19 protein-coding genes, 2 tRNA genes and 3 rRNA genes are annotated in these 22,175 nt (G+C 64.0%); 17 read left to right on the top strand and 7 right to left on the bottom strand.

Annotated elements, in window-relative coordinates; genetic code table 11:
* Positions 1-18 precede the first annotated feature (18 nt).
* The 5 genes from AC1DW3_RS28135 to AC1DW3_RS28115 all read left to right on the top strand — a co-directional run bounded on the left by AC1DW3_RS28135 (position 19) and on the right by AC1DW3_RS28115 (position 3,785).
* Positions 19-1,119 (top strand): VanZ family protein, encoded by a 1,101-nt coding sequence (locus AC1DW3_RS28135; RefSeq protein WP_477937143.1) that lies wholly within the window; start codon positions 19-21, stop codon positions 1,117-1,119.
* Positions 1,120-1,133: 14 nt separating this feature from the next.
* On the top strand, positions 1,134-1,460 hold the full coding sequence (locus tag AC1DW3_RS28130; RefSeq protein ID WP_477937141.1) for a (2Fe-2S) ferredoxin domain-containing protein: 327 nt from the start codon (positions 1,134-1,136) through the stop codon (positions 1,458-1,460).
* Complete coding sequence (locus AC1DW3_RS28125) at positions 1,457-2,080, top strand: alpha/beta hydrolase (RefSeq protein ID WP_477937139.1); 624 nt, start codon at positions 1,457-1,459, stop codon at positions 2,078-2,080. The genes AC1DW3_RS28130 and AC1DW3_RS28125 overlap by 4 nt, the downstream gene beginning before the upstream one ends.
* Positions 2,081-2,101: 21 nt before the next feature.
* Complete coding sequence (locus tag AC1DW3_RS28120; protein ID WP_477937137.1) at positions 2,102-3,247, top strand: D-alanyl-D-alanine carboxypeptidase family protein; 1,146 nt, start codon at positions 2,102-2,104, stop codon at positions 3,245-3,247.
* Between the two features lie 253 nt (positions 3,248-3,500).
* Positions 3,501-3,785 carry a DUF493 family protein gene (locus tag AC1DW3_RS28115; RefSeq protein WP_056194323.1) on the top strand — a complete coding sequence of 95 codons (285 nt, stop codon included), beginning with the start codon at positions 3,501-3,503 and terminating at the stop codon, positions 3,783-3,785.
* Here the strand turns inward: AC1DW3_RS28115 and AC1DW3_RS28110 are convergent, their stop codons facing one another.
* Complete coding sequence (locus AC1DW3_RS28110; RefSeq protein WP_477937135.1) at positions 3,786-4,415, bottom strand: tetratricopeptide repeat protein; 630 nt, start codon at positions 4,413-4,415, stop codon at positions 3,786-3,788.
* Between the two features lie 56 nt (positions 4,416-4,471).
* On the opposite strand from AC1DW3_RS28110, the gene lipB reads away from it, so the two are divergent.
* The gene (lipB, locus tag AC1DW3_RS28105; RefSeq protein WP_477937133.1) at positions 4,472-5,149 is read left to right on the top strand and encodes a lipoyl(octanoyl) transferase LipB; all 678 of its coding nucleotides are present in this window, start codon (positions 4,472-4,474) and stop codon (positions 5,147-5,149) included.
* Between the two features lie 2 nt (positions 5,150-5,151).
* Positions 5,152-6,129, top strand: a complete 978-nt coding sequence (gene lipA, locus AC1DW3_RS28100) for a lipoyl synthase (RefSeq protein WP_477937131.1) — start codon at positions 5,152-5,154, stop codon at positions 6,127-6,129.
* Here lipA and AC1DW3_RS28095 read toward each other — a convergent pair whose 3' ends face one another.
* Entirely contained in the window at positions 6,130-7,113 is a 984-nt protein-coding gene (locus tag AC1DW3_RS28095) for an N-acetylmuramoyl-L-alanine amidase-like domain-containing protein (protein ID WP_477937129.1), read from the bottom strand.
* Between the two features lie 62 nt (positions 7,114-7,175).
* Positions 7,176-8,081, bottom strand: coding sequence for a LysR family transcriptional regulator (locus AC1DW3_RS28090; protein WP_477937171.1), 906 nt, complete (start codon positions 8,079-8,081; stop codon positions 7,176-7,178).
* Between the two features lie 100 nt (positions 8,082-8,181).
* On the opposite strand from AC1DW3_RS28090, the gene AC1DW3_RS28085 reads away from it, so the two are divergent.
* Entirely contained in the window at positions 8,182-9,039 is an 858-nt protein-coding gene (locus AC1DW3_RS28085) for an alpha/beta fold hydrolase (RefSeq protein WP_477937127.1), read from the top strand.
* Here the strand turns inward: AC1DW3_RS28085 and AC1DW3_RS28080 are convergent.
* The 3 genes from AC1DW3_RS28080 to AC1DW3_RS28070 all read right to left on the bottom strand — a co-directional run bounded on the left by AC1DW3_RS28080 (position 9,036) and on the right by AC1DW3_RS28070 (position 12,070).
* Positions 9,036-9,521: a TlpA family protein disulfide reductase gene (locus AC1DW3_RS28080; RefSeq protein ID WP_477937125.1), complete on the bottom strand. Its 486-nt coding sequence runs from the start codon at positions 9,519-9,521 to the stop codon at positions 9,036-9,038. The genes AC1DW3_RS28085 and AC1DW3_RS28080 overlap by 4 nt on opposite strands.
* Before the next feature lie 21 nt (positions 9,522-9,542).
* Positions 9,543-10,643: an ATP-binding protein gene (locus AC1DW3_RS28075; RefSeq protein ID WP_477937123.1), complete on the bottom strand. Its 1,101-nt coding sequence runs from the start codon at positions 10,641-10,643 to the stop codon at positions 9,543-9,545.
* Between the two features lie 188 nt (positions 10,644-10,831).
* Positions 10,832-12,070, bottom strand: a complete 1,239-nt coding sequence (locus tag AC1DW3_RS28070) for a CaiB/BaiF CoA transferase family protein (protein ID WP_477937121.1) — start codon at positions 12,068-12,070, stop codon at positions 10,832-10,834.
* 71 nt (positions 12,071-12,141) lie between these two features.
* On the opposite strand from AC1DW3_RS28070, the gene AC1DW3_RS28065 reads away from it, so the two are divergent.
* From AC1DW3_RS28065 to AC1DW3_RS28055, 3 genes are read left to right on the top strand one after another with little or no spacing between them, the layout of a single operon-like run.
* On the top strand, positions 12,142-12,618 hold the full coding sequence (locus AC1DW3_RS28065; protein WP_477937119.1) for a hypothetical protein: 477 nt from the start codon (positions 12,142-12,144) through the stop codon (positions 12,616-12,618).
* 11 nt (positions 12,619-12,629) lie between these two features.
* Complete coding sequence (locus AC1DW3_RS28060; RefSeq protein ID WP_477937117.1) at positions 12,630-13,028, top strand: PTS sugar transporter subunit IIA; 399 nt, start codon at positions 12,630-12,632, stop codon at positions 13,026-13,028.
* Positions 13,025-13,294, top strand: coding sequence for an HPr family phosphocarrier protein (locus AC1DW3_RS28055; RefSeq protein WP_477937115.1), 270 nt, complete (start codon positions 13,025-13,027; stop codon positions 13,292-13,294). Before AC1DW3_RS28060 ends, AC1DW3_RS28055 begins: the two co-directional genes overlap by 4 nt.
* Here the strand turns inward: AC1DW3_RS28055 and AC1DW3_RS28050 are convergent, their stop codons facing one another.
* On the bottom strand, positions 13,295-14,098 hold the full coding sequence (locus AC1DW3_RS28050; protein WP_477937113.1) for a GNAT family N-acetyltransferase: 804 nt from the start codon (positions 14,096-14,098) through the stop codon (positions 13,295-13,297). It lies immediately after the preceding gene.
* A 114-nt stretch (positions 14,099-14,212) separates the two neighbouring features.
* On the opposite strand from AC1DW3_RS28050, the gene ptsP reads away from it, so the two are divergent.
* The 6 genes from ptsP to rrf all read left to right on the top strand — a co-directional run bounded on the left by ptsP (position 14,213) and on the right by rrf (position 22,121).
* A complete protein-coding gene (gene ptsP / locus AC1DW3_RS28045; RefSeq protein ID WP_477937111.1) occupies positions 14,213-15,988 on the top strand; it encodes a phosphoenolpyruvate--protein phosphotransferase in 1,776 nt (591 codons plus the stop codon).
* A gap of 724 nt (positions 15,989-16,712) precedes the next feature.
* Positions 16,713-18,236: ribosomal RNA gene (locus AC1DW3_RS28040) — 16S ribosomal RNA — on the top strand.
* 196 nt (positions 18,237-18,432) lie between these two features.
* Positions 18,433-18,509: transfer RNA gene (locus AC1DW3_RS28035), tRNA-Ile, on the top strand.
* Positions 18,510-18,534: 25 nt separating this feature from the next.
* A tRNA-Ala gene (locus AC1DW3_RS28030) sits at positions 18,535-18,610 on the top strand.
* A 313-nt stretch (positions 18,611-18,923) separates the two neighbouring features.
* Positions 18,924-21,802 (top strand): 23S ribosomal RNA (locus AC1DW3_RS28025).
* A gap of 206 nt (positions 21,803-22,008) precedes the next feature.
* A 5S ribosomal RNA gene (gene rrf, locus AC1DW3_RS28020) occupies positions 22,009-22,121 on the top strand.
* Together the 16S, 23S and 5S rRNA genes with 2 tRNA genes alongside form the textbook arrangement of a ribosomal RNA operon.
* The last annotated feature ends 54 nt before the right edge of the window (positions 22,122-22,175 follow it).

Below are 22,175 nucleotides of genomic sequence, written 5' to 3'. Positions count from 1 at the left end.
GCGCGAACGGGCATCGCGATGCGTCGCCGCCAAAGCTCCGCCACCTGGCTGCTGCTGGCCCATATGGGGCTGGTGGTCTATGCCAGCCTCTACCCCTTCTGGCCCTGGCGCTGGCCGCCCGGCATGGGCCTGCCCTGGCTGTTCGGCCTGCCGTGGCCCCCGCGCTTCTGGGCCTTCGACGTCGAGGCCAACCTGATCGGCTACATCCCCCTGGGCCTGCTCGGCTTTGCGGCGGCGATACGTTCGGGCCGGGGCCTGCGCGGCGCCCTGCTGCTCGGGCTGCTGCCCGGGCCCGCCCTGTCTTTCCTGATGGAGACGCTGCAGTTCTTCGTGCCGGGCCGCGTGCCCTCGCTGTCGGACTGGGCTTTGAACTCCGCCGGCAGCACGCTGGGGGCTGCCCTGGGCTTGGTGCTCAGCGGCCTGGGCGGACTGGAGCGTTGGGAGGATGTGCGCGACCACTGGTTCGGCGCCAGCAGCGCGCCGGCCCTGGCCCTGCTCGCGCTGTGGCCACTGGCCCTGCTGTATCCGACGCCGCTGCCCTTCGGCCTCGGCCAGTGGCTGCCCTGGTGGCGAGAGATGCTGCTCGACGCGCTGGCCGGCACGCCCTGGGCGCTGAACTGGGGCGATGCCGTCACCATCGAGCACGAGTTGCCGCCGGGCCTGGAGGCACTGGCCATCGCCCTGGGCCTGCTCGCGCCGGTGCTGCTGATGATCACCGTCGCCCGCCCCGGCCTGCGCCGCCTGGCCCTGGCCGGCGGTGCGGTGCTGCTGGGCCTGCTGGGCACGGCGACGTCCACCGCCATGGCCTTCGGGCCCGATCACGCCTGGGCCTGGCTCAGCGAGGCGACACGGCCCGGCGTGGGCCTGGGTGTCATGCTGGCCCTGCTGGCCTGCCTGCTGCCTTCGCGCGTCGCGGCCGCCCTGGGTCTGTTCGCGCTGTGCGCCCTCATCGGCCTCATCAGCCTGGCGCCGAGCGACCCCTATCTGGCCCTGAATCTGCAGGCCTGGGAGCAGGGGCGCTTCATCAATCTCTACGGCCTGACGCGCTGGGTCGCCTGGACGTGGCCTTTCGTTGCACTCCTGTGGCTCACGGCCCGCCTGGTCCAAAAACCCCAGTGAGACAATCTCCGGCGATGAGTTACTACGAGCGCCACGTCTTCTTCTGCCTGAACCAGCGCACCAATGGCGAGGCCAGCTGTGGCGACCATGACGCGCAAGGCGGCTTCGACCACTGCAAGTCCCGCGTCAAGCAGCTCGGCCTGGCCGGCAAGGGCGGTGTGCGCGTCAACAAGGCAGGTTGCCTGGACCGCTGCGCTGGCGGGCCGGTCGCCGTCGTCTACCCGGAAGCCGTCTGGTATTCCTGGGTCGACAAGAGCGACATCGACGAGATCGTCGAGAGCCATCTGCGCGACGGCCGGGTCGTCGAGCGACTGGTGCTGCCGGATTCCGTCGGCCGATGAATTCCCAGACCGAAAAGCGCCTCGTCCCCGGCCCGGTCGGCCAGATCGAGGTGGCCATCGACCTGCCACCCGACGGCGTTGCGCCGCTCGGCACGGCCCTGATCTGCCATCCCAACCCGACCCAGGGCGGGACCATGGACAACAAGGTCGTGCAGACGCTGGCTCGTGCCTTCATCCAGCTCGGCTGGCGGGCGGTGCGCTTCAACTTCCGCGGCATCGGCAAGTCTGAAGGTGGCTGGGACGAAGGCCGCGGCGAGGTCGATGATGCGTTGGCCGTGCTCGACGCCGTGCTGCCCTCGGGCGAGGCGCTGATCCTTTCCGGCTTCTCCTTTGGCGGCTATGTGGCCTCGCGCGCTGCCCAGCGCCTCAGCACACCGGCCCGGCGCCTCGTCCTCGTCGGCCCCGCGACGAGCCGCTTCGACACCGCCGCCGTGCCGGCCGACACGGTGGTCATCCACGGCGAGGTCGACGACGTTGTGCCGCTCACCGCGGTGCTCGACTGGGCGCGGCCGCAAAACCTGCCCGTCACCGTCGTCCCCGGTGTCGGCCATTTCTTCCATGGGCAGCTGCCGCTGCTCAAGTCCCTTGTGGTGCGCGCGTTCGATCCCACGAAGATCTAGTCGCTGCGTCTGAACAGATCCATGAAAAGACTGCTTGCTGCTTTCCTCGCCACGCTCGCCCTGACGGTCCAGGCCCAGGCCCCCCAGCCGCCCGAACTCGCGGCGCGCAACTATGTGCTGATGGACCTGACGACGCACAAGACCCTGGCCGAGCGCGATGCCGACACGTCCCAGGACCCGGCCTCGCTGACCAAGCTGATGACGGCCTATGTCGTCTTCGGTGCCTTGAAGGAAAAGAAGCTGACRCTGGAGCAGACCCTGCCGGTGTCCAAGCGCGCCTGGGACGAGCGCAAGGGCGACCCCTCGCTGATGTTCATCGACACGACGATGACGCCCAAGGTCGACGAGCTGCTGCGCGGCCTCGTCATCCAGAGCGGCAACGACGCCGCCGTGGCGCTGGCTGAGGGCGCGGCCGGTTCGGTCGAGAACTTCGTGCAGCTGATGAACCGCCAGGTCCAGGCCTGGGGCCTGAAGAACACCGAGTTCAAGAACGTGACCGGCATGACCGAGCCCGGCCATCGCAGCAGCGCGCGCGATATCGCCGTCATCGCCGCCCACATCATCACGGACTACCCCGAGTACTACGCCTACTACTCGCAGCGCGACTACACCTACAACAAGATCCGCCAGGACAACCGCAACCTGCTGCTGCGCCGCGACCCGACGGTGGACGGCATGAAGACCGGCTACACCGAGGCGGCGGGCTATTGCCTGGTGTCCAGCGCCAACCGCGACTTCCCCAACGGCAAGCGCCGCCTGCTGAGCGTCGTCATGGGTACGTCGTCCAAGGAAGCCCGCGCCAGCGAGAGCCAGAAGCTGCTGAACTGGGGCTACACGGCCTTTGATGCGGTCAAGATCTTCGATGCCGGCAAGGCGATCGCCACCGTGCCGGTCTGGAAGGGCGAGGCCAAGGAGGCCAGGCTCGGTGCCGCCGACGCCATCTTCGTCGCCGTGCCGCACGGCGATGCCGCCAAGCTGCAGACCCAGGTCGAGCGCACCGAACCGCTGGTCGCGCCGCTCAACAAGGGCCAGCGCGTCGGCACCCTGCGCGTGACGACGACAGCAGGCGCGCCGGTGGCCGAAGTGCCGCTGATCGTGCAGGAAGCCGTGCCCGGCGCCGGCCTGTTCGGCCGCGCCTGGGATTCGTTGCGTCTTTGGATCAAATGAACGAGCCCCTCGCCCAGTCGCGCAGCGCTGAACGCGCGCGCACCTGGTCGGTCTTGCAGACCGCGCTGCGGCATTGCCGCAGCTCTTCGGCAGGCACAAGACGCCCACTGGGCGTCTTGAGTCCGGCCTCAGCCCCCTGGGGGACGGCGATGCTTGCGGCGTCGAGCTGCAAGCACATCGCCCAAGCGGGCCGGCTCGGGAGCGGCCCAGCGCTCGGCCCGGAATGCCTTGGAATAACTGAAGAGACGTTGCCATGAATCTGCCACCCGACATCCCGCCCGAGCAGTCGCTGATCGAGTACCCCTCGCAGTTCCCGATCAAGGTCATGGGCGCCCATGTCGAGGGCTTCGTCGAAGCCATCGCCCACGTCGCCCGCCAGTTCGATCCGGCCTTCGATGCGGCCACCATCGAGCAGCGCCCGAGCAAGGGCGGCAACTACCTGGGCCTGACGATCACCATCACGGCCACCAGCCGCGAGCAACTCGACGAGATCTACCGCACCCTGACCACGCATCCCATGGTCAAGGTCGTGCTCTGATCAACTGGCCGCCTCGGCGTCCCGCATCGCCTTGAGCTTGGCCTTGGCCGCGTCGTCGCCGTTCCTGGCCGCCACGTCGTACCAGTAGCGCGCCAGCCTGCCGTCGGCCTCGACGCCCGACCCCGTCTCGAACATCGACGCGACGATGTATTGCGCGCCGACGTCGCCGGCCTTGGCGGCTTCCAGATACCAGCGGTGCGCCTGCGCCATGTCCTGGGCGCGGCCGCGGCCCAGGAAGTAGCAGGTGGCGGTGGCCAGTGCGCCGTCGCCGCTGCCATGTTCAGCCGCCTGCTCGAACCAGCCGCAGGCCGCCTTCGGGTCGGGCCGGCCGCGGCGGCCCTGCTCGATCATCTCGCCCAGGGCGTTCTCGGCCGGCGCCAGCTTCTGGGCCGCCGCGCGCTGCAGCAGCTGCCAGGCCTTGGCGTCACTGGCGCCCGGCAGCTCCTTGCGCAGATTCATCATCGCGAGGTTGAACTGGCCCAGCGCCTCGCCGCGCCGGGCGGATGCGGCAAAGCCCTTGGCGGCGGCCTTCATGTCGCCCTCGTCGTAGGCGGTCAGCGCGTCGGACAGGGGGGCGGCCTGGGTCAGCGAGGCGGCGAGCAGCAGGGCGGCGATCAGTGGCATCTTCATCGGGTCGAGTCGTCCAGGCAAAGCGAAGGCTTACAGCGGCTGCCTATGATGCCCGCATGATCGTCAAGACCCTCGGGCGGGTCGATTACCTGCCCACGCTGGAGGCCATGCGCGCCTTCACGGCAGCGCGAGATGCCGACACGCCGGACGAGCTCTGGCTGTGTGAGCACCCGCCCACTTTCACGCAAGGCCTCGCTGGCAAGCCTGAGCACCTGCTGCTGCCGGGCGACATCCCCGTCGTCGCCACCGAGCGCGGCGGCCAGGTGACCTATCACGGCCCTGGCCAGATCACCGCCTACCCGCTGATCGACCTGCGGCGCCAGGGCATCTTCGTCAAGGAATACGTCTTCCGCCTGGAGACGGCGATCATCCAGACGCTGGACGGCTATGGCGTGACCGGCCTGCGCGTCGGCGGCGCGCCCGGCATCTATGTGCGCCCCGGCGACCCCGGCAGCCATGCCGCGCTGGCCGGTCCGGCCGACCCTGAGAATGCGTTCCGGGGCCTGGCCAAGGTGGCCGCGCTGGGCATCAAGGTCAGCCGCCATTGCACCTATCACGGCCTCGCGTTGAACGTGGCGATGGACCTGGAACCCTTCCTGCGCATCAACCCGTGCGGATACGAAGGGCTGGAAACCACGTCTCTCGATAAACTCGGGGTTTTCACCGACTGGCCGACCGCGGCCGGCCGGCTTGCCGAGCGACTCTCGGCCCAATTCGAAGTCCCGACGTCCTGACCATGTCCGACACCACCACTTACGACCCGACGATCAAGCAAAAGGCCGAGGCCAAGACCTCCCGCATCCCGATCAAGATCGTGCCGGCCGAGGTGCTGAAGAAGCCGGACTGGATCCGCGTCAAGGCCGGTTCGCCGACGACCCGCTTCTACGAGATCAAGCAGATCCTGCGCGAGCACAAGCTGCACACGGTCTGCGAAGAGGCTTCCTGCCCCAACATCGGCGAATGCTTCGGCAAGGGCACGGCCACCTTCATGATCATGGGTGACAAGTGCACCCGCCGCTGCCCCTTCTGCGACGTCGGCCATGGCCGGCCCGACCCGCTGGATGTCGACGAGCCGCTGAACCTGGCCAAGACGATTGCCGCGCTCAAGCTCAAGTACGTCGTCATCACCAGCGTCGACCGCGACGACCTGAAGGACGGCGGTGCGGGCCATTTCGCCGAGTGCATCACCAAGGTCCGCGAGCTCAGCCCCGCGACGCAGATCGAAGTGCTGGTGCCGGACTTCCGTGGCCGTGCCGACCGCGCGCTCAACATCCTGAAGGCCGCGCCGCCGGACGTGATGAACCACAACCTCGAGACCGCGCCGCGCCTGTACAAGGAAGCGCGCCCGGGCTCCGACTACGAGTTCAGCCTCAACCTGTTGAAGCGCTTCAAGGAAGAAGTGCCGGGCGTGCCGACCAAGAGCGGCATCATGGTCGGCCTGGGCGAGACCGACGACGAGATCCGCCAGGTCATGCGCGACATGCGCGCGCACAACATCGACATGATCACCATCGGCCAGTACCTGGCGCCGTCGGGCCACCACCTGCCGGTGCGCCGCTATGTGACGCCGGACAGCTTCAAGCAGTTCGAGAAGGAAGCCTACGAGCTCGGCTTCACGCACGCCGCCGTCGGCGCCATGGTGCGTTCGAGCTACCACGCCGACGAGCAGGCCCACGCGGCGCTCAATCCGACGGTCAGCTCCAGCGCTGCCTGATCAGGACCGCCTGGGCCGGGGCTGCGGCGCCATCGGCGGCGGCTCAGGCGTGTCGTTCAGGCGCAGGAACTTGAAGCCGGACAGTTGCGGCTTGTTTTGCCCGGCCTGGCGCGCGTCGCGCTCGGCCATGCGGGCGATGAAGCCTTGCAGCGTCTCCTCGCGCACCTGGGGTTCGGCCGAGTGCAGCAAGTGGCGTGAACCGTCCGCTCCGGTGACGATGAGGCCGACATGCGAGGCCCAGGATTCGCCGCCGCGGCTGGAGATGATGTTGACGAAGTCGCCGTCCTGCAGTTGCGCTTCGATGGCCGCGACGTCCTGCTTGGCGACATAGACGTCGTCGAAGTCCTGGACCGGGATGTCGCGCTGGATCTTGAACTGCTTGAGCAGGAAGGCCTGGCGGTCGATGCGCTGGCGATAGGCCTGGGTCGGCGCACCCAGCGTGGCGGTGACGTCGGTCACCAGCCAGCGGTTGGCGATATTCCAGTCCGCCTCGGTGTAGTGGTTGCGCGTGACCGTGCCGATGACGCCGTCGCGGTAGCGGATGCGCTGCAGCATCCAGAAGAACTCCTCCCACGACGCGCTCAGCGCCATCGCATAGGTGTGCTCGGCGAACACGACGCAGTCGCTCTTGCTCAGGTCGAACAGCGGCTGGGCGTCGTAGGTCTCGTAGGGGAACTCGCCCAGCAGGAAGAGCTCGTAGGGCTGGCCGATGTTCTTGCGCGCCAGCGCCGCGATGCGTTGGCGCAGGTTCGGCTGGTCCAGCTGCTGCCAGGCCAGGAAGCGGCCGACCTCGGCCGGCTGCATCTTGTACAGGGGCTTGTTGAGCAGGCCAGCCAGCTCGGTGGCACTCAGCCCGGCCTTGCTCGCGCTCGCCAGCTGGGCGGCGGTGGGCTCGATGCGTGGCGGTTCAGGTGGCAGCGGCGGTTGATGGGCGCAGGCCGCGAGCAGCAGCGAGAGGGCGAGGGCGCCAAGCGTCTTTTGCATCGGCGCAGTGTCAGTCCAGTAGCGCTCCCGTGGGCATGAGAGCTTGTGGGGCGGCCATAACGTCAGGATGCACCGGCCTGCGCGCGCAGGGCCTCGATGAGCACCCGCGTCTTGCGTGGCGGCTGGCGCGCGGCCGGGTAGAGGGCGTGGACGCCGCCTTCTGGCAGCTGCCAGCCCGGCAGCAGGCGCACGAGGCGGCCGGCGGTGAGGTCGTCGGCAACCAGATAGTCCGGCAGCATCGTGAAGCCGCCGCCCGCCAAGGCGGCGCTGCGCAGCGCCGATGCGGTGTTGAAGGAAAGCCGGGCCTGCAAGTGCGGCTGCTGGTCGGCCTGGCCTGCGGCGCTGAAGCGCCACAGCAGCGGCTGCGCCAGCACCGACAGTGCCAAAAAGGGCAGGGCGGCGAGATCGGTCGGCTCGGCAGGCGGGCTGCGGTCTTCCAGCAGGGAGGGGCTGGCGACGACCTGCTGGCTGAAGCTGCCGATGCGGCTGGCGCGCAACTCCGAGTCGGCGAGCTGGCCGATGCGGATGGCCACGTCGATCTGCTCAGCGACGAGATCCAGCGGCCGGTCGACGGCGAGTACGTCGATCTGCAATTGCGGGTGTCGGTGCGACAGCGCGACGGCGATCGGCGCCAGCACGCGCTCAGCGTAGTCGACCGGCGCCGTCACGCGCAGCCGGCCGCGCGGCTCGGCCGTGTCGCCGGCAGCCGCGGCAATGGCCTGCTCGGCGTCGGCGACGATCTGGCGCGCTGCGTCGAAGAAGCCTTCGCCCGCCTCGGTCAGGCGCAGGGACCGCGTCGTGCGCAGCAGCAGGCTGGCGCCGACCTCGCGCTCCAGGCGCTGCATGTGGGCGCTGACCATGGTGGTGGCGATGCCGAGCCGACGCGCGGCGGCACTCAGCGAGCCGGCCTCGACGACGGCGACGAAGACGGCCAGGCGGTTGAGGTTGACGTCGGCGAGGGAGTTGATGGCAATCTTCCACTCAAAGTGCAAGGTGCTTGCAGGATAGCGCGGCTACCGGGGAGTCCGCGCGGGTCGCACACTGGGAGCATTCCCTGAGGAGATCGTCATGAACCGCCCCATCTTCCATCGCAGCATCCAAGTCAATGGCCTGAATCTGTTCTACCGCGAGGCCGGCCCGGCGGACGCGCCGACACTGTTGCTGCTGCACGGTTTCCCGTCGTCGTCGCGCCAATACGTGAAGCTGATGGAGGCCTTGGCCGACCGCTACCACCTCGTCGCGCCGGACTATCCGGGCTTTGGCCTCAGCGATGCGCCGCCGGCTGCCGAATTCGGCTACAGCTTCGACCGCTTGGCCGATGTCGTCGAGGGCTTCTGCGAGGCGCTGGGCCTGGACCGCTTCGTCGCCTATCTGTTCGACTTCGGCGCGCCCATCGGCCTGCGCCTGGCCGAGCGCCACCCCGAATGGATCGCCGGCCTGGTGATCCAGAACGGCAATGCCTACGAGGAGGGACTGAGCGCGATGGCCCGCGACATGGTGGCGCTGCAACCCGGCCGGCCGGGGGCGGTGGAGGCCGTCATGGGCATCTTGACCGCCGACGTCACGCGCATGCAGTACGAGGGCGGCACCCGTGAGCCGGCGCGTATCGCCCCCGAAGGCTGGCTGCTGGATCAATATTTTCTGGACCTGCCGGGCCGCAAGGCCATCCAGGTCGACCTGGCGCTGGACTACCACCGCAATGTGGAGCGCTACCCGGCGTGGCAGGCCTGGCTGCGTGAGCATCAGCCGCCTGCGCTGGTCGTCTGGGGGCGCAACGACGCCTTTTTCCCTGCGGCGGGCGCCGAGGCCTATCTGCGTGACCTGCCCGAGGCCGAACTGCATCTGCTCGACACGGGGCACTTCGCRCTGGAAGAGGAGGTGGAATTCATCGCGGCGCGCATGGCCGCCTTCGTCGACGGGCTTTAAGCCTCGGCCAACAGCTGCTCGATGAGCCCATGCAGCGCGGCGAAGTCGGGTTCGCCGACAAAGCGCTTGACGATCTCGCCGCGCTTGTTGATGAGGAAGGTCGTCGGCGTCATCTGCACCGAGCCGAAGGCCTGGGCGACGCTGCCGGTGTTGTCGATGGCGACGCCAAAGGGCAGCTTGCGCGTCTCGGCGTACTTGGCGACGAAGGCCGGCGGGTCGTAGCTCATGGCCACGGCCACGGTGTCCAGGCCGCGGGCCTTGAACTTGTCGTGGGTGGCGACGATCTGCGGCATTTCCTTCACGCAGGTCGCGCAGCTGGTAGCCCAGAAGTTCACCAGCATGACCTTGCCTTTCCAGTCCCGCGAGCTGGCCTTCTGGCCATCCAGCAGCACATAGTCGACGGCAGGCGCCTGTTCGCGGGCACAGCCCGCCAGCGCGGCAGCGCAAATCAGGGCGGAGGCAAGGGCGCGGCGGGACAACATGAACGGATTCTAGAGAAGCCGCTAAACCCTCTTGGCCAGCTCGAACATCAGCAGCGACGGCAGGGCGTCGGGCAGGTGGCGGCGCGAGATGCGGGCCACGCCGTCGCCGGTGGCCGTGGACAGCTGGGTGCGGTGTTCGCCGTCGAACATCTCGACGAAGGCAAAGTCCGGCGCGTCGCGCATGACGCCGGCGATGAGCTGCAGCAGGGGCTCACTCATCTGCGCCGCGTCGAACAGCATGGCGTGGGGCAGGCCTTCGCGGCAGAACTGCTCGGCCTCGGCCACGCTGCCGACGACGTCCACCAGCATGCCCATATGTCGCACGGCGGCCTGGGCCTCGGTGCGCATGTCGCGGTGGGCCGACACGATCAGCAGCTGGCAGCCTGCCAGCGGSCGCGARTTGCCGCCCAKGCGCTCGRCCTCGGCYTCGAGSCGCGCATGGGTGCTGTCGGGCGGCGGCGCTTCCTCGGGCGCCAACTGATTGAACTCCAGCGTCAGCAGCGTGATGCCAGCCTCCTGCTCGCGCAGCGGCAGCACGCCCAGCGTGATGGCCGTCTGCTCCAGCAGGCGCCAGGCCAGGGAATCCAGCCCCGGCGTGGGGGCATGCGGGTCGGCGTCGTCGCTGAGCAATTCCAGCGAGCGGTGGGCGAAGCGGCAGCTCAGGCGCGCCTTGACCGGCCAGGGCGTCAGATCCAGTCGCAGGTCGACGGAGGAGTGCGTATTGGCCAGCGCCCAGTCCATCAGCGCATTCAGCAGGCCGAAGAGCAGCGCGCCGTCGGCCCAGATCTCGACGGGCTTGAGTGATTGGCGCACCTGCACGCCGCGGGCCTGCGTCTCGCGGCTGCGCTGGGCGAGCACGCTGCGCAGCATCTGGGTGAGGTGCTGGCGCTCGCGGTTCAGGCGCAGGCGGCCGGAGGCGAGGCGGGACAGCTGCTGGCCGAGCATGCCGGCCGTGCGGGCGTCGTCCACGCTGCGCTTCAACAGGCGCAGGCCGCGGCGGTCGATCTGGCCGGTGGTGGCGAGGTTCTGGATCTGCTCCAGCGCCGCGCTCAGCGGTCCGGCGATCTCGGCACCGAGTTGCTGGACGATGTCCGCCCACTGGACCGGTGAAGGCTCAGGCATGACATCGTTGGCGGCACTCGCTGGCGCTGAAGAAGGTGGCGTGGACATGACCCGGTGGCTGCGGACCCGAGGCGGATGGTTCTAGGTGGTTGGCCCACCTCGGTGCGTGAGCGCATGCTGAGGACAGGAGAGCGCTACCTCCATCCCCCACGCAGGGGGAAACCCTTGGTTCAGGGGTGGGTTAGCCCTCACGCAATGACACCGCTGTTACGCCAGTTTGTGATTTCTTCCACAGTACAGCCCGCTTCTCGCAACAACTCGTCGCTGTGCTGGCCCAACAGCGGCGGTGCATGGCGGTAGCTGATCGGCGTCGCCGACAGCTTCATCGGGCTGGCGATGAGCCTCAGATCGGGCGTCAGGGGGTGGGGCATGGGAACCACGGCACCCCGAGCTTGCGCCTGCGGGTCGGCCAGCGCCTCACCAATAGAGTTGATCGAGCCGCAGGGCACCTTGGCGGCCTCCAGCGCGGCCAGCCAGTCGTTGCGGGGGCGCTGGCGGACGGCGTCTTCCAACTGGGGCACGAGGATGGCGCGGTTGCGCACGCGTTCCGAGTTGGTCGCGAAGCGCGGGTCGGTGGCCCAGTCCGGCCGGCCGGCGATGTCGCAGAACTTGGCGAACTGGCGGTCGTTGCCGACGGCCAGGATCAGGTGGCYGTCGCTGGCCTCGAAGACCTGGTAGGGCACGATGTTCTGGTGGGCATTGCCCATGCGGCCCGGCGCCTGGCCGCTGCAGAGGTAGTTGCTGCCCAGGTTGGCCAGCATGGCGAGCTGGGTGTCCAGCAGGGCCATGTCGATGAGCTGGCCCTGACCGGTGGCGTCACGGTGGCGCAGTGCGGCCAGGATGGCGACGGTGGCATACATGCCGGTGAAGAGATCGGACACGGCAACGCCCACCTTCTGCGGACCGCCGCCGGGCAGGTCGTCTCGCTCGCCGGTCACGCTCATCAGCCCGCCCATGCCCTGCACGGCATAGTCATAGCCGGCGCGCTCGGCGTAGGGGCCCGTCTGGCCGAAGCCGGTGATGGAGCAGATGACGAGACCGGGGTGCTCTGCCAGCAGGCTTTGCGCGTCCAGGCCATAGCGGGCCAGGTCGCCGACCTTGAAGTTTTCGACGAGCACGTCGACTTGCGCCGCCAGCTTTCGCACGATGGCCTGGCCCTCGGGGGTGGCCAGATCGACGGCCAGTGAGCGCTTGTTGCGGTTGGCGCCGAGGAAATAGGCGGCTTCCGTGGTGTCCCGGCCTTCGGCGTCCTTCAGGTAAGGCGGGCCCCAGGCGCGGGTGTCGTCGCCGGAACCGGGCCGTTCGATCTTGATGACGTCGGCGCCGAGGTCGGCCAGCGTCTGGGTGCACCAGGGGCCGGCCAGCACGCGGGACAGATCCAGCACGCGCACGCCTGCCAGGGCTTGGGGAGAGGGCATTTCTTGCATTGCGGAATTGTCCTCGGGCCGCTGTCGATAATTCGCGCATGCCTTGCCGCCCGACCGCCGGATTTGCCCTAATGCTGAGCTTGCTCGCGGCTTGCCAGCCGGCGCTGAACTGGCGCGAAGCCAGGCCGGCCGGCTCCGGCGCCGTGGCGCTCTTCCCCTGCAAGCCCGACGTCGACCAGCGCCCCGCCAGGGCCGGCCAGGGTGCGATGGGCCTGGCTCAATGCGAAGCCGGCGGTGGGCGCTTCGCGCTGTCCTGGGCCGACGCACCCGACCCGACCCAGGCCGGCCCGGCCCTGAAGGCCATGCCCCAGGCCCTGGCCGGCAAGCTCGGCCAGCCGCTGCCGCCGGGCCAGGCGCTGCAGGTGCCGGGCATGACGCCGATGCCGGAGGCTGTGGAGTACCGCTTGGCGGGCGCGGCTGGCGTCACGCGCGTGGCGGTGTTCGCCCATGGCGGCCGCGTCTATCAGGCGCTGATGACGCTGCCGCAGGACGATGCGGCCGCATGGGAAAGCTTTCGCGCCGGCTTGGCCATCGAGACCGCCCGCTAACATCCCGCCCCATGCCCAACTTGCTTGTGATCGCCCACGCACCGCTGGCCTCCGCGCTGCGGCAGGTGGCCGAGCACACCTTTCCCGACTGCGCGCCCACACTGGCCGTGCTGGACGTCGATGCCGGCATGTGCGCGGATGACGTCGAGATGGCTGCCCGCGCGTTGATGGCCGAGGCCGGCCAGCCCGAGTGGCTGGTGCTGACCGACGTGTTCGGCGCCACGCCCAGCAACGGCGCCCAGCGTTTGGCGGGAGAGCAGGTGCAGGTGCTGAGCGGTGTCAGCGTGCCCATGCTTTGGCGCACTCTCTGTTATGCCAGCCAGAAGCCTTTGACCGAGCTGGCACGGCGCGCCATGCAGGGCGCGGTCAGCGGCATCGTCGCCATGCCTCCCTTGCCCCCCGACGAATGATCAAGTCCACCCTCACCATCAGCAACAAGCTGGGTCTCCACGCACGCGCTTCGGCCAAGCTGACCAAAATGGCCGGCAGCTTCAAGTGCGAGGTCTATATGAGCCGCAACGGGCGCCGCGTGAATGCCAAGAGCATCATGGGCGTCATGATGCTGGCCGCCGGTATCGGCGCCACGGTCGAACTGGAGACCGATGGTGAGGACGAGCAGGCGGCCCAGGACCAGATCACCGCCCTCGTCAACGACAAGTTCGGCGAAGGTCAGTGATCAACCGAGGATGCGTTTGAAGCGTGCGGGCAGGTCGGCCGTGCGCAGCAGCAGCGGCAGGTCGGCGGTGTTGAAGTCGGGGTCCCAGGCAGGTTCGCCCATCAGCTTGGCGCCGCAGCGCAGATAGCCTCGGATCAGGGCCGGCGGCTCGACGACGAGGTCCTGGCGCAGATGCTGGATGGGCAAGGGCAGGCGCGGGCGCACCTGGCAGTCGATGGGCGCGAGGTGGTCGGCGGCGATCTGCTTCCACAGGCTGGCTGCGAAGTGGCCACCGTCGCGCATGCTGACGCTGGCGCAGCCGATGACGGTGTCCAGGCCATTGCGGGCCATGAATTCGGCCAGCGCGCCCCAGAGGGCAATGATGGCGCCGCCGCCGCGGTGGTCGGCATGCACGCAGGAGCGGCCGATCTCCGCCACGCGGGAGCGCAGGCCGCGCAGCCGGGTCAGGTCGAACTCGGTGTCGCTGTAGAAGCCGCCGGCGCGTTTGGCGGCCGCCGGGGTCAGCACGCGGTAGGTGCCCACGACGAGGCCCGGCTCGCCGTCTTCACCCTCCGCGCGCACCAGCACATGCTCGCAATGGGCATCGAAGAGATCGATGTCCAGGCCCACCGGCGCGCCCTTCGGGCTGGGCAGGCGGGCACCCATCTCGACAGCGAAGACCTGGTAGCGCAGCGCCTGGGCTTCGCGCACTTCGGCTTCGCTCTGGGCCCAGCTCACGCTGAGGCGGGTGGAGGGGGCGCGCTGCGGGCGTTGCAGGGCAGGGGCATGCGGCAGCGCATGGGTGACGATCAGACTGCGGTTCATGCCCGACATGCTGGGCTGGCGGTTTGACGCTGCGGTGAAGCCCCTATGAAAAAACCATGACGTGGGAGCGCCCCGGCTGCGGCTACATTGGGGATTGATCTGCGGAGGATGCTGATGAGTTTTCAGGTGTTCGGCATTGCGGTCTCACGCGGCGTGGCGATCGGTCGAGCGGTGCTGATCGCTTCCAGCCGTGTCGACGTGGCCCACTATTTCGTGGCGCCCGACGAAGTCCAGTCGGAGATCGCGCGCCTGCTGCGTGCGCGTGACGCCGTGGTGCTGGAGCTCGAGACGTTGCGCGACGAGCTGCCGGCCGACGCGCCTCACGAACTCGCTGCGCTGCTGGACGTGCACCTGATGCTGCTGCACGACGAGGCCCTGACCGGCAGCGCCAGCCAATGGATTGTCGAGCGCCACTACAACGCCGAGTGGGCGCTGTCCGCCCAGCTCGAGGTGCTGGCGCGCCAGTTCGACGAGATGGAGGACGACTATCTGCGCGAGCGCAAGGCCGACCTGGAACAGGTGGTGGAGCGCGTACTGCGTGCGCTGGCCCACGAGCAGGGCGACACGCCGACACCGGTGACGCCGCGCGACTTCGGCGGGGAGGACCCCTTGCTGCTGGTAGCGGCCGACATCGCGCCGGCCGACATGATCCAGTTCAAGCGCAGCGTCTTCCGCGGCTTCATCACCGACATCGGCGGCAAGACTTCGCACACCGYCATCGTCGCGCGCAGCATGGACATCCCGGCGGTGGTCGGCACCCGTGAAGCGTCGCGCCTCATCATGCAGGACGACTGGGTCATCATCGATGGCGACGCCGGTACCGTCATCGTCAACCCCTCGCCCATCGTGCTGGAGGAGTACCGCTTCCGCCAGCGCCAGAGCGAACTGGAGCGGGCCCGTCTTGGCCGCCTGCGCCACACGCCCGCCGTCACGATGGACGGCGAGCACATCGAACTGCACGCCAATATCGAAATGCCTGCAGATGCCGAGTCGGCCGTCGAATCCGGCGCGACCGGCGTCGGACTGTTCCGCAGCGAATTCCTGTTCATGAACCGGGAAGGTGAGCTGCCGAGCGAGGACGAGCAGTTCGCCGCCTACAAAGCGGCGGTGCTGGCAATGAAAGGCATGCCGGTCACGATTCGCACCGTCGACGTGGGCGCCGACAAGCCTCTGGACCGGCTGACGGTCAACGAACTGCGCCACGAACATGTGCTCAACCCGGCCATGGGCCTGCGTGCCATCCGCTGGAGCCTGGCGGAGCCCAGCATGTTCCGCCAGCAGCTGCGCGCCATCTATAGAGCGAGCGCCTTCGGCAAGGTCAAGCTGCTGATCCCCATGGTGGCCCATTTGTCGGAAGTTCGGCAGATCGTGGAGACGGTGCGCAAGGTGCAACAGCAGCTCACCGATGCCGGCCACGCCTACACCCGCGTCGAGCTCGGCGTCATGATCGAGATCCCGGCGGCCGCCGTCATGCTGCCGCTGCTGTTGCGGCACGTGGATTTCGTGTCCATCGGCACCAACGACCTGATCCAGTACACGCTGGCCATCGACCGCGCCGACGAGGCGGTGGCCCACCTCTACGACCCCTGGCACCCCGCGGTGCTGCAACTGATCAGCCAGTCCATTGCGCAGGCGCGCGCGGCGGGCAAGGGTGTCAGCGTCTGCGGTGAGATGGCGGGAGACCCCGTTTTCACCGAACTCCTGCTGGCCATGGGTCTGCGCAGCTTCTCCATGCATCCCTCGCAGATCCCTGCCGTCAAGCAGCGCATCCTGCGCGCCGACGCGCAGCGTCTGGCCGCAGCCTTGCCGAACATCCTCGAAAGCGAGGATCCGCAGGCTGCCGCCGAAAGGGAGTTGATTGGCACGCGAGGAGCGACGGCCGTGCATTGACCGTGCATGAGTAGGGCGGGCATTGGTGGAGGCACTGCTCTGCGGCGATGCCGGAGTCTTGGGTGGCGATGAAGCCGGTGCGCTCGCGATATCTATAAGTAGATGCAGGGGCGAAACGTCGCCGCAGGTGGGCATCAAGATATCAACTTGGGGCGAGTTCTTGCGAAGCCCGAAAAACCTGTGCTACAGTCGTGGGCTTCGCTGATCACAACGCAGCGCTTGTCGGGAACGGCAGCAGCGGTGGAGTGGTTGGAGARGGGCTGGATCTGGGCTTCGGTTTGGATCTGGTGGCGAGCTTGAGAGTCGCCGAGTGCTTCGAAAATAATTTTCAAAAGTACTTGACGACACTGCGAAAGCAGATCAAAATCTCGCCTCTTTGCTGCTGACGAAGCGCTTCGGAAACGAACAAATCGGCGGTAGTAAGGAAAGCAAGTTGCYGAGTATTGAGAAAAGAAATTTTCAAAAATACTTGACGACGAAGCAAAAAGCAGATTAGAATCTCGCTTCTTTGCTGCTGACAACTAAACGACGTCAGCGCCGCGATTGAAACGAAAGTTTGATTGCGATGTTCTTTAAGAATTCACAGCCGATAAGCGTGGGCGTTTGAAGCGAAGTGATGTTGCAAGGTGACTTGCAACGGTCCTTCGGACTTTAAACGCTCACGGAAATTAGATTTGAATCATGCAAATGGTTTAAGTCGATTCCGTTGAGTAAATTCAAGATCGAACTGTAGAGTTTGATCCTGGCTCAGATTGAACGCTGGCGGCATGCCTTACACATGCAAGTCGAACGGTAACAGGTTAAGCTGACGAGTGGCGAACGGGTGAGTAATATATCGGAACGTGCCCAGTCGTGGGGGATAACTGCTCGAAAGAGCAGCTAATACCGCATACGACCTGAGGGTGAAAGCGGGGGATCGCAAGACCTCGCGCGATTGGAGCGGCCGATATCAGATTAGGTAGTTGGTGGGGTAAAAGCCCACCAAGCCAACGATCTGTAGCTGGTCTGAGAGGACGACCAGCCACACTGGGACTGAGACACGGCCCAGACTCCTACGGGAGGCAGCAGTGGGGAATTTTGGACAATGGGCGCAAGCCTGATCCAGCCATGCCGCGTGCGGGAAGAAGGCCTTCGGGTTGTAAACCGCTTTTGTCAGGGAAGAAAAGGGCGTTTCTAATAAAGATGCCTCATGACGGTACCTGAAGAATAAGCACCGGCTAACTACGTGCCAGCAGCCGCGGTAATACGTAGGGTGCAAGCGTTAATCGGAATTACTGGGCGTAAAGCGTGCGCAGGCGGTTATGCAAGACAGATGTGAAATCCCCGGGCTCAACCTGGGAACTGCATTTGTGACTGCATAGCTAGAGTACGGTAGAGGGGGATGGAATTCCGCGTGTAGCAGTGAAATGCGTAGATATGCGGAGGAACACCGATGGCGAAGGCAATCCCCTGGACCTGTACTGACGCTCATGCACGAAAGCGTGGGGAGCAAACAGGATTAGATACCCTGGTAGTCCACGCCCTAAACGATGTCAACTGGTTGTTGGGAGGGTTTCTTCTCAGTAACGTAGCTAACGCGTGAAGTTGACCGCCTGGGGAGTACGGCCGCAAGGTTGAAACTCAAAGGAATTGACGGGGACCCGCACAAGCGGTGGATGATGTGGTTTAATTCGATGCAACGCGAAAAACCTTACCTACCCTTGACATGTCTGGAATCCTGAAGAGATTTGGGAGTGCTCGAAAGAGAGCCAGAACACAGGTGCTGCATGGCCGTCGTCAGCTCGTGTCGTGAGATGTTGGGTTAAGTCCCGCAACGAGCGCAACCCTTGTCATTAGTTGCTACGAAAGGGCACTCTAATGAGACTGCCGGTGACAAACCGGAGGAAGGTGGGGATGACGTCAGGTCATCATGGCCCTTATGGGTAGGGCTACACACGTCATACAATGGCCGGGACAGAGGGCTGCCAACCCGCGAGGGGGAGCTAATCCCAGAAACCCGGTCGTAGTCCGGATCGTAGTCTGCAACTCGACTGCGTGAAGTCGGAATCGCTAGTAATCGCGGATCAGCTTGCCGCGGTGAATACGTTCCCGGGTCTTGTACACACCGCCCGTCACACCATGGGAGCGGGTTCTGCCAGAAGTAGTTAGCCTAACCGCAAGGAGGGCGATTACCACGGCAGGGTTCGTGACTGGGGTGAAGTCGTAACAAGGTAGCCGTATCGGAAGGTGCGGCTGGATCACCTCCTTTCTAGATAGATCGCGCCTCGTCAATGCTTCGGTATTGGCAGAGCAAGATCACACTAAAGAGCGAAAGCTCAAGCACTTCTGCTTTAAGCGCCCACACTTATCGGCTGTCACACAACAGTGAGTGAAATTGCGTGAGCCTGTTGAGCTGGCCTCGACAGGCTGACGACAACAACAGAGTTCATGCGCAYGGTTCGCGTGGGTCTGTAGCTCAGTCGGTTAGAGCACCGTCTTGATAAGGCGGGGGTCGCTGGTTCGAATCCAGCCAGACCCACCACGGTAAATCGAATAGATTTGAAYCCGGGGGATTAGCTCAGCTGGGAGAGCACCTGCTTTGCAAGCAGGGGGTCGTCGGTTCGATCCCGTCATCCTCCACCAGTTTCACTCATTCAGTTGGTAAACCTTAGCGAATAGCAATGTTCGCTGAGGTTTACCAGCTCTGGTCTGCAAAGATCGGCTGTTGTTCTTTAACAATTTGTAGAGTCGAATCAGCGCTGTTAGCGGAAAGTACCTTCTGGTACACCGTGCCGCTAACAGTGATTTTGATTGCGTCAAACATAGACTTCAACTAAGCAAGAAATTGATTAGGTATGAAGAACGGCGTAACGCGTGAATACTCAATAACAGTTTGGATCTGCGGATCTGAATTGAGTCCTTGACGACAGTGCAGTCAGCGCTGTCAAAGTTATAGGGTCAAGTGACTAAGTGCATGTGGTGGATGCCTTGGCGATTACAGGCGACGAAGGACGTGATAGCCTGCGATAAGCTTCGGGGAGCTGGCAAATTAGCTTTGATCCGGAGATTTCCGAATGGGGAAACCCACTCCGCAAGGAGTAACTCTGACTGAATACATAGGTCATTGTGGCGAACCGGGTGAACTGAAACATCTCAGTAGCTCGAGGAAAAGACATCAACCGAGATTCCGAAAGTAGTGGCGAGCGAAATCGGAGTAGCCCTCGCGTTTTAGCAGTTTGTATATCAGAACGGAATGGAAAGTCCGGCCACAGCGGGTGATAGCCCCGTATGAGAAATGCAGATTGTGGAACTAGGCGCGAATAGAGTAGGGCGGGACACGTGAAATCCTGTCTGAATATGGGGGGACCATCCTCCAAGGCTAAATACTCGTAATCGACCGATAGTGAACAAGTACCGTGAGGGAAAGGCGAAAAGAACCCCGGGAGGGGAGTGAAATAGATCCTGAAACCGCATGCATACAAAAAGTAGGAGCCCGCAAGGGTGACTGCGTACCTTTTGTATAATGGGTCAGCGACTTACATTCAGTGGCGAGGTTAACCGAATAGGGAAGCCGTAGAGAAATCGAGTCCGAATAGGGCGAATAGTCGCTGGGTGTAGACCCGAAACCAAGTGATCTATCCATGGCCAGGATGAAGGTACCGTAACAGGTGCTGGAGGTCCGAACCGACTAGTGTTGCAAAACTAGCGGATGAGCTGTGGATAGGGGTGAAAGGCTAAACAAACTTGGAAATAGCTGGTTCTCTCCGAAAACTATTTAGGTAGTGCCTCAAGTATTACCATCGGGGGTAGAGCACTGTTTAGGCTAGGGGGTCATGGCGACTTACCAAACCTATGCAAACTCCGAATACCGATGAGTACAGCTTGGGAGACAGAGCACCGGGTGCTAACGTCCGGACTCAAGAGGGAAACAACCCAGACCGCCAGCTAAGGTCCCTAAAATTGGCTAAGTGGGAAACGAAGTGGGAAGGCTAAAACAGTCAGGATGTTGGCTTAGAAGCAGCCATCATTTAAAGAAAGCGTAATAGCTCACTGATCGAGTCGTCCTGCGCGGAAGATGTAACGGGGCTAAGCCAGTTACCGAAGCTGCGGATGTGCAATTTATTGCACGTGGTAGGAGAGCGTTCTGTAAGCCTGTGAAGGTGGGTTGTGAAGCCTGCTGGAGGTATCAGAAGTGCGAATGCTGACATGAGTAGCGTTAAAGGGGGTGAAAAGCCCCCTCGCCGAAAGCGCAAGGTTTCCTACGCAACGTTCATCGGCGTAGGGTGAGTCGGCCCCTAAGGCGAGGCAGAGATGCGTAGCTGATGGGAAACAGGTCAATATTCCTGTACCGATCAATAGTGCGATGTGGGGACGGAGAAGGTTAGCTCAGCCAACTGTTGGATATGTTGGTTCAAGCGTGTAGTCGTGCCCCTTAGGCAAATCCGGGGGGATTAGATGAGGCGTGATAACGAGTCTGCTTGCAGACGAAGTGAGTGATACCCTGCTTCCAAGAAAAGCCACTAAGCTTCAGCTATTGACGACCGTACCGCAAACCGACACTGGTGCGCGAGATGAGTATTCTAAGGCGCTTGAGAGAACTCTGGAGAAGGAACTCGGCAAATTGACACCGTAACTTCGGAAGAAGGTGTGCCTTTAGTAGGTGATCCATTTACTTGGTGAGCCCAATGAGGCCGCAGAGAATCGGTGGCTGCAACTGTTTATTAAAAACACAGCACTCTGCAAAGACGAAAGTCGACGTATAGGGTGTGACTCCTGCCCGGTGCTGGAAGATTAAATGATGGGGTGCAAGCTCTTGACTGAAGTCCCAGTAAACGGCGGCCGTAACTATAACGGTCCTAAGGTAGCGAAATTCCTTGTCGGGTAAGTTCCGACCTGCACGAATGGAGTAATGATGGCCACACTGTCTCCTCCAGAGACTCAGCGAAGTTGAAATGTTTGTGATGATGCAATCTCCCCGCGGAAAGACGGAAAGACCCCATGAACCTTTACTGTAGCTTTACATTGGACTTTGAACAGATCTGTGTAGGATAGGTGGGAGGCTTTGAAGTAAGGTCGCTAGATCTTATGGAGCCAACGTTGAAATACCACCCTGGTGTGTTTGAGGTTCTAACCTTGGCCCGTTATCCGGGTCGGGGACAGTGTATGGTGGGCAGTTTGACTGGGGCGGTCTCCTCCCAAAGTGTAACGGAGGAGTTCGAAGGTACGCTAGATACGGTCGGAAATCGTGTCGATAGTGCATTGGCATAAGCGTGCTTGACTGCGAGACTGACAAGTCGAGCAGGTACGAAAGTAGGACAAAGTGATCCGGTGGTTCTGTATGGAAGGGCCATCGCTCAACGGATAAAAGGTACTCTGGGGATAACAGGCTGATACCGCCCAAGAGTTCATATCGACGGCGGTGTTTGGCACCTCGATGTCGGCTCATCTCATCCTGGGGCTGTAGCCGGTCCCAAGGGTATGGCTGTTCGCCATTTAAAGAGGTACGTGAGCTGGGTTTAAAACGTCGTGAGACAGTTTGGTCCCTATCTTCCGTGGGCGCTGCAAGATTGAGAGAGCCTGCTCCTAGTACGAGAGGACCGGAGTGGACGCACCTCTGGTGTATCGGTTGTCACGCCAGTGGCATTGCCGAGTAGCTAAGTGCGGAAGAGATAACCGCTGAAAGCATCTAAGCGGGAAACTCGTCTCAAGATGAGTCTTGCCGGGGCCTAGAGCCCCCTGAAGGGTCGTTCGAGACCAGGACGTTGATAGGCTGGGTGTGGAAGCGCAGTAATGCGTTAAGCTAACCAGTACTAATTGCCCGTGAGGCTTGACCCTATAACTTTGAGAGTCTGTGCGCAGCACGTCTCAGGGTGAGTGTTCAAGTTATGTCGTTCTTCGAAGCTACGAAGACGCAATCAAATTAAGCTGATTCCGCAGCAAGTATTGATTACTTGYTGTGTGCAGACAAACTAGGAAACTAGTCCTCTGCTGACTCTACGAATTGGGTTTGTTGACTCCCGTCAACGAACCAACCAGTCAAGCCTGACGACCATAGCGACTTGGTCCCACTCCTTCCCATCCCGAACAGGACAGTGAAACGAGCCAGCGCCGATGATAGTGCGGATTCCCGTGTGAAAGTAGGTCATCGTCAGGCTATTTACCCCTCAAAACCCCTCCAGCTCAGGCTGCGAGGGGTTTTGTCTTTGGG

This window comes from Roseateles sp. P2_H4, assembly GCF_056403315.1.
This window is presented reverse-complemented; position numbering and strand designations above follow the sequence as displayed.

Excerpts from the sequence above, each read along its gene's own strand:
- AC1DW3_RS28135 (WP_477937143.1), top strand. The coding sequence starts at position 19 with ATGCGTCGCCGCCAAAGCTCCGCCACCTGGCTGCTGCTGGCCCATATG.
- AC1DW3_RS28130 (WP_477937141.1), top strand. The coding sequence starts at position 1,134 with ATGAGTTACTACGAGCGCCACGTCTTCTTCTGCCTGAACCAGCGCACC.
- AC1DW3_RS28125 (WP_477937139.1), top strand. The coding sequence starts at position 1,457 with ATGAATTCCCAGACCGAAAAGCGCCTCGTCCCCGGCCCGGTCGGCCAG.
- AC1DW3_RS28115 (WP_056194323.1), top strand. The coding sequence starts at position 3,501 with ATGAATCTGCCACCCGACATCCCGCCCGAGCAGTCGCTGATCGAGTAC.
- AC1DW3_RS28110 (WP_477937135.1), bottom strand. The coding sequence starts at position 4,415 with ATGAAGATGCCACTGATCGCCGCCCTGCTGCTCGCCGCCTCGCTGACC.
- lipB (WP_477937133.1), top strand. The coding sequence starts at position 4,472 with ATGATCGTCAAGACCCTCGGGCGGGTCGATTACCTGCCCACGCTGGAG.
- lipA (WP_477937131.1), top strand. The coding sequence starts at position 5,152 with ATGTCCGACACCACCACTTACGACCCGACGATCAAGCAAAAGGCCGAG.
- AC1DW3_RS28095 (WP_477937129.1), bottom strand. The coding sequence starts at position 7,113 with ATGCAAAAGACGCTTGGCGCCCTCGCCCTCTCGCTGCTGCTCGCGGCC.
- AC1DW3_RS28080 (WP_477937125.1), bottom strand. The coding sequence starts at position 9,521 with ATGTTGTCCCGCCGCGCCCTTGCCTCCGCCCTGATTTGCGCTGCCGCG.
- AC1DW3_RS28065 (WP_477937119.1), top strand. The coding sequence starts at position 12,142 with ATGCTGAGCTTGCTCGCGGCTTGCCAGCCGGCGCTGAACTGGCGCGAA.
- AC1DW3_RS28060 (WP_477937117.1), top strand. The coding sequence starts at position 12,630 with ATGCCCAACTTGCTTGTGATCGCCCACGCACCGCTGGCCTCCGCGCTG.
- AC1DW3_RS28055 (WP_477937115.1), top strand. The coding sequence starts at position 13,025 with ATGATCAAGTCCACCCTCACCATCAGCAACAAGCTGGGTCTCCACGCA.
- AC1DW3_RS28050 (WP_477937113.1), bottom strand. The coding sequence starts at position 14,098 with ATGAACCGCAGTCTGATCGTCACCCATGCGCTGCCGCATGCCCCTGCC.